General features: G+C 52.6%; 14 protein-coding genes. 2 read left to right on the forward strand and 12 right to left on the reverse strand.

Features of this window, described 5'->3' with window-relative positions:
* Position 1: 1 nt before the first annotated feature.
* From ACZ481_RS24490 to ACZ481_RS24535, 10 genes are all read right to left on the reverse strand, one after another.
* Positions 2 to 784 carry an MBL fold metallo-hydrolase gene (locus ACZ481_RS24490; RefSeq protein WP_464767958.1) on the reverse strand — a complete coding sequence of 261 codons (783 nt, stop codon included), beginning with the start codon at positions 782 to 784 and terminating at the stop codon, positions 2 to 4.
* Positions 785 to 878: 94 nt separating this feature from the next.
* Positions 879 to 2228 (reverse strand): phosphomannomutase/phosphoglucomutase, encoded by a 1350-nt coding sequence (locus ACZ481_RS24495; protein ID WP_464767959.1) that lies wholly within the window; start codon positions 2226 to 2228, stop codon positions 879 to 881.
* A 115-nt stretch (positions 2229 to 2343) separates the two neighbouring features.
* Positions 2344 to 3720: a nickel-dependent hydrogenase large subunit gene (locus tag ACZ481_RS24500; RefSeq protein ID WP_464767960.1), complete on the reverse strand. Its 1377-nt coding sequence runs from the start codon at positions 3718 to 3720 to the stop codon at positions 2344 to 2346.
* 6 nt (positions 3721 to 3726) lie between these two features.
* Positions 3727 to 4962: a hydrogenase small subunit gene (locus ACZ481_RS24505; protein WP_464767961.1), complete on the reverse strand. Its 1236-nt coding sequence runs from the start codon at positions 4960 to 4962 to the stop codon at positions 3727 to 3729.
* A 76-nt stretch (positions 4963 to 5038) separates the two neighbouring features.
* Complete coding sequence (locus ACZ481_RS24510; protein ID WP_464767962.1) at positions 5039 to 5920, reverse strand: peptidase MA family metallohydrolase; 882 nt, start codon at positions 5918 to 5920, stop codon at positions 5039 to 5041.
* Between the two features lie 182 nt (positions 5921 to 6102).
* Positions 6103 to 6768: a deoxyribose-phosphate aldolase gene (deoC, locus tag ACZ481_RS24515; RefSeq protein WP_464767963.1), complete on the reverse strand. Its 666-nt coding sequence runs from the start codon at positions 6766 to 6768 to the stop codon at positions 6103 to 6105.
* A gap of 22 nt (positions 6769 to 6790) precedes the next feature.
* Positions 6791 to 7222 (reverse strand): transcriptional regulator PerR, encoded by a 432-nt coding sequence (gene perR, locus ACZ481_RS24520; RefSeq protein ID WP_464767964.1) that lies wholly within the window; start codon positions 7220 to 7222, stop codon positions 6791 to 6793.
* A 243-nt stretch (positions 7223 to 7465) separates the two neighbouring features.
* Positions 7466 to 7783, reverse strand: coding sequence for a spore coat protein (locus ACZ481_RS24525; protein ID WP_464767965.1), 318 nt, complete (start codon positions 7781 to 7783; stop codon positions 7466 to 7468).
* Between the two features lie 17 nt (positions 7784 to 7800).
* On the reverse strand, positions 7801 to 7998 hold the full coding sequence (locus tag ACZ481_RS24530) for a ferritin-like domain-containing protein (RefSeq protein ID WP_464767966.1): 198 nt from the start codon (positions 7996 to 7998) through the stop codon (positions 7801 to 7803).
* Between the two features lie 98 nt (positions 7999 to 8096).
* A complete protein-coding gene (locus ACZ481_RS24535; RefSeq protein ID WP_464767967.1) occupies positions 8097 to 10478 on the reverse strand; it encodes an MASE3 domain-containing protein in 2382 nt (793 codons plus the stop codon).
* 188 nt (positions 10479 to 10666) lie between these two features.
* Between ACZ481_RS24535 and ACZ481_RS24540 the strand changes: the two genes are divergently transcribed.
* Positions 10667 to 11713, forward strand: coding sequence for an HD-GYP domain-containing protein (locus ACZ481_RS24540; RefSeq protein ID WP_464767968.1), 1047 nt, complete (start codon positions 10667 to 10669; stop codon positions 11711 to 11713).
* A 39-nt stretch (positions 11714 to 11752) separates the two neighbouring features.
* Here ACZ481_RS24540 and ACZ481_RS24545 read toward each other — a convergent pair whose 3' ends face one another.
* Complete coding sequence (locus tag ACZ481_RS24545) at positions 11753 to 13078, reverse strand: MATE family efflux transporter (RefSeq protein ID WP_464767969.1); 1326 nt, start codon at positions 13076 to 13078, stop codon at positions 11753 to 11755.
* Positions 13079 to 13232: 154 nt separating this feature from the next.
* Between ACZ481_RS24545 and ACZ481_RS24550 the strand changes: the two genes are divergently transcribed.
* Entirely contained in the window at positions 13233 to 15407 is a 2175-nt protein-coding gene (locus tag ACZ481_RS24550; RefSeq protein WP_464770689.1) for a Tex family protein, read from the forward strand.
* A 61-nt stretch (positions 15408 to 15468) separates the two neighbouring features.
* Here ACZ481_RS24550 and ACZ481_RS24555 read toward each other — a convergent pair whose 3' ends face one another.
* A complete protein-coding gene (locus ACZ481_RS24555; RefSeq protein ID WP_464767970.1) occupies positions 15469 to 16113 on the reverse strand; it encodes a cyclodeaminase/cyclohydrolase family protein in 645 nt (214 codons plus the stop codon).
* Positions 16114 to 16137 lie beyond the last annotated feature (24 nt).

Genomic DNA, 16137 nt, shown 5'->3' on the forward strand with positions numbered 1-16137 from the left:
CCTACTTATTGTGGGTGAACCCTGAAATTTTTTCAGGATAGGTAAGATGCAAAGTAATATCCTGGCCAAGTTTGCAGCCCTGGGCCGTTAAAATATTCGCCACCGTATCCTCAGCCAGTTCAGGCCGATTGTTTTCCCGGCTTAAATGGGCCAAAAAGACATCCGTATGGGCCTTGCGGCTGAGTCTGGCCAGGGTCCAGCCGGCGTCCGTATTGGCAAGGTGGCCGCGGTTGCTCATAATCCGTTTTTTTAAATGCCAGGGATAACTGCCATTTTGCAGCATATCCAGATCATGATTAGACTCTAAAACCAGGACATCCGACAGGGATAAAGCGTCCTTGACGGTTGGGGTCACGAAGCCAAGATCGGTGGCGACACAAACCTTGGTATTCCCCGCATAAAGCCGGAAACCCACCGGGTCGGCCGCATCATGGGAGATCGGGAAAGGCTCCACCTTTACCGCACCGATATCCAGGCTGTCGGGCAAATGCCTGCAGCACTCATCAGGCAGTGCCGCTCTGCAGTACATGGCTTTCCAGGTGTCAGGCCGGGCATAGGCGGGCAGGCGATATTTCTTGAGCAAAGTCTGCAGCCCGTTGATATGATCACGGTGTTCATGGGTAATAAATACCGCATCAAGCTCTTCCACTCCGGTCCCAAGTGCCGCCAGCGACTGTTTGATCCGCCGGGTGCTGATGCCGGCATCAACCAGGACCTTGGTATTGTCCATTTCAATAAATACAGCATTGCCGGTACTGCCACTGGCCAAAACATGAATTTGCATAATTACCTCTTCCGAAATATCATCTTTTCAAAATAAGTATTTATTCGACTAAATACCGGCAAATCCTCTTTGCAGAGGGGATAATGAGGTTTGATTATTGAAGTTCTCCAGGCAATTTAGCGGCAACCGCAGCCTGTATGTCAGCAGGCAGGGCCTTGAGCAAAATAGTTTTAATTTCCCTGAGGCGGCTGGCGGTTTTCGCCTCAAACCGCAGTGTAAACAGCGGCTCCGTAACCGAAGAGCGGATCATGCCCCAGCCATCGGCAAATTCAAGCCGCACCCCATCAATCAGATTGGGTTTGTATGCCGCGAGCCTGGCGGCAGCCTGCGCCAGCACGGCTGCTTTATCGGCGCCCTTATAGGGAACACGGATATCAGGCGTCAGCAGATAGCGGGGAATACCGGCCACCTGTGCCGACAAACGGCCCTGGTCGGCCACCAGTTCACATATTTTCAGTCCGGAAAACATGCCGTCATCGTAGCCCAGCTCCCGGAAAAAGAAGTGGCCGCTGATTTCACCGGCAAACAAGGCCTGCTCCCGGATAAATGCCGCTTTACTGAAAGTGTGGCCGGCCCGGGCCATAACCGGCCGGCCGCCGGCGGCAGCCACTGCTTCGGGCACGATCATTGAGCACTTTGCGTCATAAACGACCGCACCGGTTTCGCGGGCCAGATACGCTTTGGCTATCAGCACCATAATTGCGTCATTGTCAATCGCCTGGCCGGTTTCGTCAACAAATCCCACCCGGTCGCCGTCACCATCAAAGCCAATCCCCAGCGCGGCTTTGTGTAAACGTACGGCCTCGCCGAGTGACACCAGATTTTCAGCCAGGGCCGGATTCGGGGGATGGCTGGGAAAACGCCCGTCCGCTACGCAGTTGAGTGGGATTACCTCATAGCCCAGCCGCTGAAACAGTGGGGGGGCGATGGCCGCTGTCGCCCCATTGCCGGCGTCAAGCACGACTTTTAAACAGCCGGGACGGGCTTTGCCGGCCGTGTGCGCGATATAATCAGCAATAACAGGCCTCTGCACGACCGAACCCTGGCCCTGGGTACGGACATTATCGGCCACCATGTGCCCGATTTGAGCCACATCCGCTTCACTAACCGGCTCAGGGCCGAGGATCAGCTTAAACCCATTGTACCGAGAGGGATTATGGGACGCTGTTACCATGACGCCGCCAGTGGCGCCGGTGGCTTTAACCGCATAATAAAATACGGGGGTAGCCACTGTCCCGATATCAATTACCTGACAGCCGGACTCAGCCAAACCATCAATCATAATCCGCTGCAGACCGGGGGTAGATAAGCGGATATCGCCACCGACCACCACTGTTTGGCCGGCCAGTTTAACCCCGATTGCCAAGGCTATACGCCTGGCCATTACGTCAGTCAGGTCTTTACCGGCTATGCCGCGAATATCACAAGCTTGGAAAATGCTCATATATGTCCCCTTTCCGGCTATATAACCAGAGACTTGGCATAAGCCAAGTCTCTTATCTCCTAGCAAATATTGTATCATGCCCGGTGGCAGGCTTCAAGCCGCCACCTTACGGCAGTTACTTTTTAAACAGGTGTACGGCGCAGGTAAAGCAGGGGTCAAATGACCGGATAACGCGGCCGGCTTCAATAAGCCCGCCCCCGGCCGCGATGGGCGTACCAAGCAGCGCCTGTTCGACCGGACCCCGGACACCCCGGTTGTCGCGGGGCGAGAAATTCCAGGTTGTGGGGGTAATAATCTGGTAATGAGTCACCTTGTTATGCTTATATTCCAGCCAGTGCCCGAGCACCCCCCGCATGGCATCAGTCAGCCCCATTCCGGCCCCGCTGTCCGGCTGGGTATATTTTTGAAAACTGGGTGTGCCGGGCACAATTTCCGTTATAATCGCCTGCGCTAATTTGCAGATCTTGAGTGTTTCCCTGGCCCGGGCAATCAGTCTGTCCATGACAGATACCCCGCGCCGGTAATCACCGCTGATAAAGCCTCTGGCCAGGGGGCCGCATTCCACCGGCAGCTCTTTATAGCGTGGCGCCTTGATCCAGGAATAAGCCTCCGGCTTATCCCGGTCCGGTCCCGGACCGGCCTGAGTGGGAAAATGGCTGGGGGCGTCGCCGCTATACCAGCTGTAACGAATTTCTTCAGTAAAATGATTCACATCAAGCGGCTCAGGCTGGCCCTGATTAATAACCAAGCCAGCCGGAAAAGCCCGCTCGCCGGTTGGCGGCGCGGGAAACATGCCCACAGAGATGAAGTTGCCGTAACCGGCGCCGATCGAGTAGTAATCCTGATAATATTCGGCGATCGTCATCACATCGCTGATATGGACTTTCTCCACCCAGTCTGTAATTTCTCGCAGAATGCCGCTGTAGGCCATAAGGCGTTCGACCGAAGCCTGCTCTGTTATCCCGGTCGGCAAAATCGTCTGCTCCATTGGCGCTTTGGCGCCAAAAATTGCCAGGGCTTCATGGGCCTGCACAGCCTTGAAAGCAGCTTCCTTGGCATGCTGCAGGAGCTCGGCGTTGACTTTGGGCGGCAGACGGTAATCGGCCTGAGGCCGCGGTACATAGGGAGGAATGTCGGGACCTTTCACATAGTCATACAGCACCAGCACGTAAAAATGACGCAGGTTATTTTGAATGATATCGGCAGCGTAGATCAGGTTTGTCAGCTGTTGTCCGGTCGGGGTCGGTTGAACCCCGAACGCCTGCTGCTGAGCCATGCTTGCGGCTACCGCGTGGGTTGCGGAGCAAATCCCGCAGATGCGCTGGGTAAACAGGGCGGCATCCCGGGGATCACGATCTTTCATCATACTTTCCAGCCCCCGGAATAAATGGGCTCCCAGCCAGGCATCGGTTACTTTGCCGTCCTGCACTTCCACATCCGCCCGCAGCGGCTCATGGATACGAGTGACCGGAAATATCGTCTGTACAGCCATGGGTAATTACCTCCTGTGCTTTGGCCCCGGCCGGAAAAAATCAACCACCTTCTGGCGGAATGTTCGGCGCAGCCTGCGCTTTACTTTATTGCTCTCCAGGCTTTTGCTCTCACTAATCAGGGCATTTTGCTGCCGGATAAGGTCATCCAGTTCCTGTTTAAGCTGTTCCTCGTTTTCCGGTGGGTCTGTCTCCTGCCGGTTCGTGCCGTCAAGCCAATTTTTGCTGATCCGTTTGGTTATAACCCCGGTAATGAGGTGGGCGCCAGCTGCCACCGCGCTCAGCCCGGCGGCAGCGGCACCAATTTTCTTTATATTAAGCGCGCCCAGCGGTGTTTGCACAGCAGGCAGATGCTCATAAAACGGCATGCTGCTGTCGGGAAAACCCGGATTGGTGCAGCCAATACAGGGTGCCCCGGCCTTAACCGGCCAATTGACATAATGGTTCCATTGGCGCTTGGGACAATCGGCATAGGTTACCGGCCCCTTGCAGCCTATTTTGTACAGGCAGCCGCTTTCGCCGGCAAAGGAGGCGAAAATACCGTCTTCAAACTGCTGGCGGCGCTGGCATAAGTCATGAATCGTCTGCCTGAAAAACATTCTCGGCCGGTTATAGCTGTCCAGTTCAGGCAAGCCGTACATCAGCAGATGACTGAAGGTACCTGTTATCCAGTCGGGATTGCTGGGACAGCCTGGTATATTAATCACCGGTTGTTTAATGACCTCCCATACCCCCTTGGCCCCGCCGGGATTGGGGTAAGCGGCGGCCGGGCCGCCAAAACAGGCGCAGGTGCCGACCGCAATGACATAACGGGCCCTGGGGGCAAATTCCTTCAGGGCCGCCAAGCCTGTAACCATCTCACTGCCCCGCAGGAATATATGGTTAAAGCGGCCGTTATCCCCTGTCATGACCGCGCCTTCCAGGATAAGCCAGAAATTTCCCGTTTCTTGTTCCACTGTGTCCATTAGGGCTTGAACGGCCTGCTCGCCCTGGGCGGCATTAAACAGCCAGTGATACCGCAAATCAATTATATCGTGGAGTACCTGATAAAATGTTGGATTTACGGCATTATCCAGAGAGACGGAATTGCCGGTGCAGGACCCTAATTCCAGCCAGATTACAGGTGGTTTCGTCAGCTTGCGCTCGGCAAAGGCCTGACGCATGATGGGCAGCAGCTGATCTGTCAGACCGGCTGTCAGCGCCGCCGACATACAGAGCTTGAGAAAATCCCGCCGGCTCAGCATATGATTCCCCCTTAGACAATAATAACGTTAAAATTCCCATATATATGTAAAAGAATACGCCTGTACGGCGTATTCTTTAATTTGCAGCCTGTTTATACTCTTTCATATTACCCTTGGCCCATTGATTCACCAGAGCTTCAAAGGTGGCGGCGTCTAGGCCCAGTGACTTTTCAATCGCTTTATCCACCTTGACACCAGCCTGCAGGTAACTGAGTACCTGACCCAGCTTGGCGTCACCGTATACCTCGGCTATATAACGCACTGCCGCCAATGACTGGCGGTAAGCCAGGGCCTGATTCGGCAGTTCGTCGAAATCAGAACGTAATTCTTCCATTGTATACAGCTGGCCGGTCAGCCGGTTGCCGGCTGTTATCCACTCATACCCGTTAAGCCGGTATTCCATATATTGAGCCAGGCCTTCTGTAAACCAGCGGCTATAATTGCCTCTGGCCAGATAATCAAGCACCAGATGGGTATATTCATGAGCAATCGGCCCGGTAGTAATAAACTCTTCCGTCGACTGCGCATTCTTCATCCAGGCTTTGGGTGACAGCACCTGAATCACCCCGCCCCAGTAGAAGCCCATGGCGCTGGCATCGCCGGCCCAGCCATAGGCTTTCTGCATCGACTCCCGGTCCGGATAGATCAAAATGAGCGTTTTGCCGCCTGGCGTATAGTTGAGCGCGCCGGTAACAGGCGCAAAGGCAGCCTCGGCTGCTGTGGCTACCATATCGGCCATATCGGCATCAGGTTCCGTATATTTGACGATAAAATGCGGCGTTTCTTTCGCCGGCATGTCTCTGGTCTGATAATTAATTTTATATTGTGTTGCCTGCCGTACCAGAGGGTACAGCCACATTTGCGGACGCCCCGGGACAATGCTTAACAGCATTGCGGCCAATACCAGACCAACCACTGCCGGCACACCGCCGGGAATCATTTGTATCAATGTTCGCATGATTTGCTGCCCTCCTTTCGAGCATGTAAAGGACATTATACCATGCTTACTAGTTTACTTCTACATGTATTTTATGTAAACTTAAAAATAAATAAAAAAAGAGATTGTTTTGCTGATAGCAGCAAGGCTACGGTCTTCCGTCCCATCGCTGACACCAGCAAAACAACCTCGGTTCATTCCTGCTAATAACCTCTGCTTATAGCTTTATCGCCGCCCACAATAGTGATACCGGCACTTGTTCCCAGCCGCGTTGCCCCGGCCGCAATCAGTTCCACAGCCTGCTCGCGGCTTCTGATCCCGCCCGAGGCTTTGATGCCGATAGTATCACCCACAATTTGTTTGAGCAGCTTAATGTCGGCAACCGTCGCGCCACCCGGGCCAAACCCGGTTGATGTTTTCACAAACCGGGCTCCGGCCTCGACAACCGCGTTGCCGGCCCGGCGCTTTTCCTCATCTGTTAACAGCCCGGTCTCAATAATCACTTTTACGGCAGCACCGTCAGCGGCTGCAACTACCTGCCTGATGTCATCGGCCACAACGTCCCAGAGCCCGGCCCTCGCGGCGCTGATATGAATAACCATGTCCAGTTCGTCAGCCTTCTGCCGGACTGCTTCCTTCGCTTCCAGTACTTTAACTGCCGTAAAAGTCGCCCCCAGCGGAAAGCCGACAACAACCGCAGTTTTCACCCCCGTGCCGGCCAGTTGATGAGCAGCCAGCCCGGCATATACAGGATTTACGCATACTGCCGCAAATTTATGTAACGCGGCTTCTTCACACAAGCGGATAATATCCTCAATTGCACTCTCAGGCTTAAGGAGAGTATGATCAATATAGCTTGCTAAATTCATGCTGCCTACGTCCCTTCACCTTTTAACTGGCTGCTGAAGCCTTCTCCTGACAGGCAGGGCACACACCATAAAAATAGAATTGCTGTCCTTCCAGCCTGTATTGAGTCTGTGCGGATACCTGGCTGACAAAATCGGAAGAGTCAATACCATACAAATCATCTACCCGCCCACAACTCAGGCAGCGGACATGGGGATGATTAGTGGTATCGGCATCATAACGGAAACTGTCTTCGCCAACATTGAGTACCTGGACCAGATTAAGCTCTTTAAGGATCTCAATCGTCTTATACACAGTTGCCAGACTCATTGTCGGGTACAGGGGCTGAAGATCATTATAAATCATTTCAGCACTGGGATGGGCTTTGGTAGCCGCCAAGGCACTATAAATGGCTAATCGCTGGGGCGTAACCTTGAACCCCTTGTCTCGTAGCAATGATGTAACGCAAATGTCCACTAATCTCGCCTTCCCTTATAAAAATTACCACCGGAAAATAGTTATCGGATAGTTCTTATTTAATTTTACTCTGGTCATAGAGTACTGTCAAGGGAATTTTATACAACAATTTTAGAAAAACCTGGTTGGCAAGCCTTTAGGGCGTGGGCCAGGGCGCCTGGGCCCTGTGAGTAAAGACTAAGCAAAGCTGATAAAAACAAAAACAAGCCCTGCTGTAGTCGCAGGACTTGTTAACAGATATTCCTATTGGGCCTGACCGCTAAACTTGGACTTAACCTGGGCAATATCCTGGGGATTGGCGTTTTGCACATTATAGTAGCCTTTTTGCTGCATAAGGTCAAAAATTTGTTTTTCCTGATTATGAACATCGCCTAAAATAGTCAGATAGTCGCGGCGAAGTGTTTCATTGGCAGCCTCAAGTGCAAAAGTATTGACTGCGGCTGCGGTGTGTTTGCTTTCATTAAGGGCAAGCTGCAGGTACTCACGTTCGGAAATGCTGACTCCCTGGCCGCTCATCCCGCTCTGGGTGCTTTGCCCGGCTTGTTGACCCGTTTGTGCCATTGTGATTTCACCTCAAATTATTGTAAGTTTTGCCCGGCATTTAAATGCTTGCTGATCGTTTGGAAATGCTGCTGGCTTTTTTGCGCAACCTGCTGAAACAGTTGCTTGGTCTGGGCATCCTGGACACTGCTGGCAAAGAAATTCATTGTCTTGGCGCAGTTTTGCTCCATGCCCAGGAAGTCTTCCAGGTGCATCAGTTCTTTTGACGATAACACGGGGTATCCCTCCTTTCCGTTACTCGTCAATAGCATGTGTCACACTGTCGCCAATTATTCTCTTTGCGGGCAAAATTTGGGCAAAACCAGCCAACGAGCTAATGATGGCACTCCACCCGGTTCCGGCCTGTTTGTTTTGCCCTGTACAGGGCCTGGTCGGCGGCATCGATCAGACTGGTTCTGGGGTTCTCCCAGTCCGTGTGGCTTTCAAAAGTGGCTACGCCAAGGCTGATGGTGATGCTGATCCTGTCGTCATCCACTTCAAATTTGGTTTCTTCAATATATTGCCGGAAATTTTCCGCCAAAACAGCGGCTTCCGTAAGACAAGTCTCTGGCAGTACAACAGCAAACTCTTCACCGCCATAGCGGGCGCTCATATCAGTCAGCCGGAAACGTTCCTTAATCAGGGCCCCCATCTTTTGCAGAATAACATCACCGGCCAAATGGCCCCAGGTATCATTAACCTTCTTAAAGAAGTCGATATCCAGCATAATAAGACTCAGGGGACGATGATACGTGAGGGTCCGGCTGATTTCACGGCCAAGATATATTTCCAGCTGCCGCCGGTTCCCCAGACGGGTAAGCGGGTCAGTCAGGGCCAGCGCCTGAAAATGTTCATAGAGGTAAGCGCGCTCAAGGCCAATCGCGGTCTGGCTGGCAATGGTACTTAGGGCCAGTTCCTTGCCTGGCGGAATTTCCTGTTTCGTATTATTCCAGCCTAGTACAATCAGCCCTTGCAGCTTGCCGCTCGCCAACAGCGGTAAAATATTGAGGCGTCTTACCATAAATACCGACATAGTAATCAAACCATGCTTATTCTCGCCTGCGGCCGTATCATCAATGGCGCTGAGTCCGCTCCAGGGCCAGGATGTTTTGCTGTCTGAAAAGACCCGCTGCATATGGTCAAGCTCTTTTTGTTCAAAGCCAATGTCAAAAACGGGCTCAGTATGAATACCATCATCCCGGTGATGCATGATAAAGGCAACCGCAGCGTTGGCAGAAAACAGATTATAGAGTTTTTCCGCTACCTTGGTCAGAATAGAGGCTGGCGACTGCAGGCTGGCCAATTCCTTAACAATATCATACATCAGACTCAGCTCGGCAAAGTTTTCCACCGTTGTCTCATAAGCACGGGCGTTTTTAATCGCTTCCCCGGCATGATGGGAGAACACGCTGAGAAACTGAGCATCATGCTGGGTAAAAGCCCGTTCCCGGCGGGAGAATATTTCGAGCACGCCAATAACATCCCCATTGTGCCTGATGGGCGCGCCAACCATTGATTTTAAACCGGCCTGCCGCAGGGCCTCAATCATACGTTCAGGCAGGTTGGCAATGTTGTCGATAACGATTGGTTTTTTTTCGGTGAATACCTTGCCCATAAAGCTTTTATCGGTCTGAATTTTCTCAGATGGTTTAAAGCTGCTGATATAGGCCACAAATTTCAGGGTATCGTTTTCCTCCAGGGCCAGATAAACATGATCACATTGGAATACCGTGCCGGTGGCGGTGACAACCTGCTGCAGCATAGCTTCCAGGTTGTTTTTTGTTGCCAGGGTTGCGCCAAGCTGGATAAAGGCCTGCTGCAATATCCGCTCGCTGTCCTTGGTTTCTTTGTAGAGGCACATATTTTCCGATGCCATATTGCGCAGCGCCCGGTTTAGGCGGGAAATACGCATATAAGGACGCAAAATTGAGGTTTGCATCAGTGATTGCAGAATACAGTAGTAGGCCAATACCTTATAGGCATGGCCAATAAGATTAAAACTATCCTGTGCATTTACATGCAAAGTACAGGCGATGCCGCCCACAAAGCTAAACACCAGGCTGACCCGCAGCAAAAACACTGACTGCTGGGACGGATTGCGGTAGCCGTACAAATAAATTGCCAGGAGGTTTAGCAGCATAGCCACATACTCAAAAGCAATTTTTTCGATTGTCTGCCCTTGTTCTGGCATGAACATTGGCAGCAGGGCGCTTTCAAACAGCAGCACCACCAGGATAAGCGCGACGCTGCAGGTGGCAGTGACTGACAGAAGATAGATGCGATGGAATATTGGGTTTTTGCTATGCCGGGGGATATACACGGCTGCCAGCAGTCCAATACTGACCAGCAGTCGGCTGATGATCCAATACAGTGACGCTTTGTTCTCACTGTTGCTTGTTATAAAATCTGGCATTCCTTTATATGACAGCAGATGGGCGAAATCAAAAAAACCGATAGCCAGAAATACCATGGCAATAAACAAGTCACGGCTGTTTTTGGTCTGAGGCCAGCTAAACCACACTACACAAAACACACTCAGGGCAATTACCAGACAGCTGACCTCCGCCATGGTATGCAGAAAAAGGTAGATATCGTCAGGAAATATTACATAAAAAAGACGTGGCATCCAGGATACTAAGCCTAATATTCCAAACAGCACTGACGTAAGTGCCGCTAAAAAAACATTGGCCTTCAGCGAAGTTACTAAAAGCGACATCCTTTATCCCCCCTTTGGCCTGGGTCACTTTCATCCACGCTCCTACTAACATAATATGCATAACAAAGCCTGTTGTGCTTTATGTATAGAGATCAGACCAAAGTCCCGCATAACCAGGACTTTAGAATATTTCCTTTCTCAGGCATTTTATGTATAATAATGGTAACAGGATAAAGGAGGACTGCCTTATGCTTATCAGCGAGGTGAAAGCTGGCATGGTGCTGGCCCGGGATATTGTTGATGACAGGGGCAATCTGCTTTTAGAACAAGGCATTGCCCTTACCGAAACCTATATTAAGCGTCTCCACCAGCTGGGAATTAAGAATATCCCGGTTTATGACCCCTATGCCGCCGAATTAAAAAAAACAATGATTGTTGCTCCTGAAACCAGAGAACAGCTCAATGTCTGCTTCCGCGCTTTATTTAATAAAAAAAGCCAGGAGATCATAAACCCCGGCCTTAATACAGTGTACATAAAACAAATTCAACTGGCTGCCGGGCAGATGATTGATGAGACAGAAAAAAATCTTGCCTATATTGTTAATGTTCAGGTACGCCAGCCCACAGCCGATGAGATCGGCCACGCTGTCAATGTCTGCTTACTGGCGGTGGCCGCAGGCCTTTATATCAAGCTGCCCCGGCCGGTGCTGCTGGATTTGGCGCTGGGAGCGCTGTTTCATGATCTGGGCAAATCAGTCGTCCCCAACATGAATAACCCGGCTTTTGACCAGGAGCGGCTGCACCCTATCTACGGGCAGCAGTTGCTGTTGAAAAACAAGCTTGGCTCCATTCCCGCCCGGATAGCGGTTGAGCACCATGAGCGCTATGATGGCCAGGGATATCCCGCCGGTCTGGCCGGCAAAGAGATTCACCCGCTTTCCCGGCTTGTGGCCATCGCCAATTACTTTGATAATGCCGTCAATACTGCCAGTATAGCGGGCGCACCCCGGCACACCATCACCGAAGAAATGCTGAGAAACGGTAATTCTCAGTTTGATCTGTACCTCTTACACGCTTTTCTCCATACAACGCCCCTTTATCAGGTAGGCAGCCTGGTCCGGCTCACGACCAGCCAGCTGGCGTATGTGGTTAAGAATAAAGAGCGGTTTGCGGCTGCCCCCACCGTTGAGCTTGCGGAACAGAATGTCCGCCCCGGTTTTCTGACCGCCACCGGCAAGCTGATAGATCTGGCTTTGCGGCCAAATATTGCGATTGCCGAGGTAATCGCAGAGTAAAAAAACGTCACGCAAAATTTTGCGTGACGTTTTTTAGGTTTACAACCATTTGCCGGAGGCAAAGCGGCGCCAGAGAATAACGCTTCTGATGAAAAAATCGCCGGCGGTAATATACCAGGCAGCAATTACATCATAGTTCCATACAACAATAAACAGATATACCAGCGGCAGACGGAACAGCCAGACGCCGGCTGTTGTTATATACATCGGCCAGCGTGTGTCCCCGGCTCCCCGGAGAGCCCCGCCCAGGACAAAGCAAATGGCCAGGGTTGGCTGCTCCAATACGGCGATCATAACGCATAAGGAGCCCCAATAGACCACCTGCGGATCGTTAATAAAAAAAGCGGTCAGCGGTTTGGCCAAGAGAAAAATAATGCCCCCCATAACCGCCATACTCCAAAATGCAAGCTTATTAGTCAGCCAGGCATACTGAATCGCCCGGTGCGGCATTCCCCGCCCCAAATGCTGGCCGACAAGGGTCATGGCCGCCACGGAAAAGCCAAACCCGGGCATAAAGGACATGGACTCAATCTGCAGGGCGATTTGATGGCCGGCAAACTGGATGGCCCCTACCCCGGCCAGCATAAAAGTAAACACCAGCCGCCCGCCCTGCATAGCCAGCTGTTCCAACGCGGCTGGCACACTGATATTGATAATGCGCTGCAGTGTTTCTTTTTTTATTGTTAGTATATGGCGCCAGGATATGCGGACCTGATCCATCCGCCCAAGCACAAGCAAGGCCGCCGTGCCCCCGGCCAGCTGCGCCAGTCCTATCCCCCAGGCGGCGCCATAGGCGCCAAGGGGCGGCATTACCCGGCCGAATACCAGGAGATAGGAGACAAATACGGCCAGGATATTATTAAAAATAGTAATATAAAAAGCCGTTTTCGTCTTACCCATGCCGCGCAAAGCGGCATTGGCCACAGACATAATTAAATAAAATGGCGTAAACATAAACGTAATCTTCACTAAACTGGCAGCTAAGCCGGCTACCGCCGGTTCTGCCGCCGTCAAGGCCAGAGCCTGTTCAGCCGCCAGCTGCCCCAGCAGCGCCAGCAAGACCCCCAATACGGCCCCCAGCAGGATTGCCTGACCGGTTAGGAGGCGGACTTCCTGCCAGTTGCCCGCACCGCTCGCCCGCGCAACCAGGGCTGCTGCCCCGGTACCGGCGGCAGCAAAAACCATGGCTGCCGAAAACTGCAGCATAGTTGCCAGACCAACGGCAGCCAGCGGAACGGCGCCCAGTTGGCCAACCATGGCGGTAACCAGCACGTTTACCGCCATAATGCCAACCCCTTCAAAGATGACCGGCCAGGCAAGCGTGATGATCTGCCTGCGCATATAGTGTTTAATCGATATAATCACAGGTATGAGTCCCCTTTACAGAGCCAATTCCACTACTTTCTCCCTGCCTGAAAAATAACCCTTTCGCCAATATGCTGCCAATGTATTGTTCTAATTGGGCAAACTGATTATAATAATAAAGTTAGGATAACTTATGAATAAAGATGGTGAACATATGCTTATTAGTGAAATCCCTGCCCTGATCGCCCGTGAGCTGGGCGTTAAACCACAGCAGATCACAGCAGCCACCGCCCTGCTCGATGACGGCAATACAGTCCCGTTCATTGCCCGCTACCGCAAAGAAGCCACCGGCGAGCTGGATGAAGAGCAGCTGCGCACAGTGGAAGAGCGGACATTATATCTCAGGAATCTGCTTAAGCGCCAGGAAGAAATCCTCGCCAGCATTGAAGCCCAGGGTAAACTGACCCCGGATCTGACTGCCGCCATTCAGTCGGCAAGCAAACTGCAGGAATTAGAAGATCTTTATCTCCCTTACCGTCCCAAAAAACGGACCAGAGCGCAAATCGCCCGGGAAAAAGGGCTCGAACCCTTGGCCGCCATTATGCTCGCTCAGCAGTTGACCGGCGGTGATCCCCTGGCTGTTGCCGGGGATTACATTAATGTTGAACAGGATATAACCACTGCCGAACTGGCGCTGGCCGGCGCACAGGATATTATTGCCGAAACGGTCAGCGAACAGGCCGATATCCGGGCGCTGCTCCGCAAAGAGCTGTGGCAAAAAGCCGAAATCACGAGCCAGCTTGCCACGCCCGCAGCCGATGCCAGAGAATTTCTCATGTACAAAGAGTACCGGGAACCGGTTAAGCGCATGCCGGCCCACCGGATTTTAGCCATTAACCGGGGGGAAAGCAAAGGTGTGCTCAAGGTTGACCTGCTGGCCGACCATGAAACGAATATCAGGCTGATCGCGCAGAGGACCATCACCGGTCATTCCCTATTCAGTGAAGCGATTAAAGCAGCGATTGCCGACGGCTACAAACGCCTGCTGTTTCCGGCCCTTGACCGGGAAATTCGCGCCCTGCTGACCGAAAACGCCGAAAAACAGGCCATTCGCGTGTTCGGCCTCAATCTCCGCCAATTGCTCCTGCAGGCCCCGCTGGCCGGCCATACGGTTATGGGTCTTGATCCCGGCTACCGCACCGGCTGTAAAATGGCCGTTGTCAGCCCTACCGGCGCTGTATTGACCTACAATACCCTGTACCTGACCATGAGCGAGCGGCAGCGGGAAGAGGCCGCTGCCAAAGTGCTCGCCGCTATCAACACTCATGGGGTAACCCTCATTGCCATAGGCAATGGTACGGCCTCCTACGAAACAGAAGAATTTACCGCCAGCCTCATCAATTCCCATAATATAAATGTTCATTACGTTATCGCCAACGAAGCCGGTGCTTCGGTCTATTCCGCCTCCAAACTGGCCCGGGAGGAACTGCCTGAGCTTGATGTTACCATCCGGGGCGCGGTGTCCATTGCCCGCCGGATTCAAGACCCGCTGGCCGAACTTGTCAAAATTGACCCTAAGTCGATTGGGGTTGGCCAATATCAGCATGACGTTAATCAAAAAGAATTGGGCGGTACGCTGGCAAATATCGTGGAATCCTGCGTCAATCATGTCGGGGTTGAACTCAATACGGCTTCGCCGGCGCTGTTGACCCATGTGGCCGGCATAACCGCCAGTATTGCCAAAAACATAGTGGCTTACCGCCTGGAAAAAGGCACTTTTACCAACCGCAAAGAACTCCTGAAGGTAGCCCGTCTGGGACCTGCCGCCTTCACCCAGTGCGCCGGTTTCTTACGTATTGCCCAGGCGTCCAACCCGCTGGACAATACGCCTGTCCATCCCGAATCCTATGCCCTGGCGGAAGCTGTCTTACGCCATCTGGGCTTTACGCTGGAGGATTTGTCCGATAAAAATAAGCTCGCTGCCCTGCAGCAGACAGCCCCGGCAGCGGATGCTGCCAAACTGGCGCTGGCTCTGAACGCCGGCGAGCCGACAGTCCGCGATATTTTATCCGCCCTGGCCAAGCCTGGCCGCGACCCGCGCGAAGATGTGCCGCCGCCGCAAACCCGCAAAAATATTGTTAAATTGTCGGACATTACCCCCGGTACGATTGTCAAAGGCACGGTGCATAATGTCACAGATTTTGGCGCCTTTGTTGATATTGGCATTAAAATTAACGGCCTGATCCACCGCTCCGAGCTTAGCCACCGGCCTTTCCGCCATCCGATTGACGTGATCTCGGTCGGTGACATCATTGATGTAATGGTGATCAGCGTTGACGAAGAGCGCCAGCGCATTGGCCTGAGCTTAAAGCAAGTGCCCAAAGCGTAGGGAAGACCCTGTATCCAGGCTTGGTCCGGATACAGGGTCTTTTGATTATGGCCGGCAGCGGCTACCCCCGTAACACACAAAAGGGCTCACGGCTATACACAGTGCCTTCAAGACCACTCCTAAGCTCATCGGCAGCTAATTTCAGCAGATAAATCTGGCCTTTGAGCGCGCTAATCAGGGCCTCATCATCCATTTCACTGAGATTGATCGCTGCGCTGAGCAAGCCGCCGGTAATACCGGCATGAGCCGCGGCAGCTCCGGTTATTAAATCACTGACAACCAGCTTATCTACCCTGTCGACAATGGCCTTGCCAATCTCCATGATCTCCAGGCAGGCCCTGGCCGTTTCCAGCGGTACCTCAGCGGCCTGTTTCAAGGCTTTTTGCAGGGCTGTATGGCGGGCCTGCCTGGCTTCCGGTGTCAGTTCAGGCAGACCCGCCGCCGCCAGCAGCCCCCTTAGCGCCAGCGCATCCCGGTCGATCAGTATCGTTAGCTCAATATGCAGCCTGGCCAATTCGGCCTGTTTAGCGATTAGCAGTTCATGCTGCTCCACTAATTGCGGACTTTGTAATGAATGATTAATCGATAATTCCAAAAGCGCAGCTGCCGTCAGTCCATACATAGCAGCGGCGCTGCCTCCTCCCGGCGGCACATCGCCGGCGGAAATTTTCGCGGCAAATTCATTAATGCTAAGTGAGCTGAGCATCGTTTATCCTCTCCTCATCAAGTC

The organism is Sporomusa intestinalis, assembly GCF_055383785.1.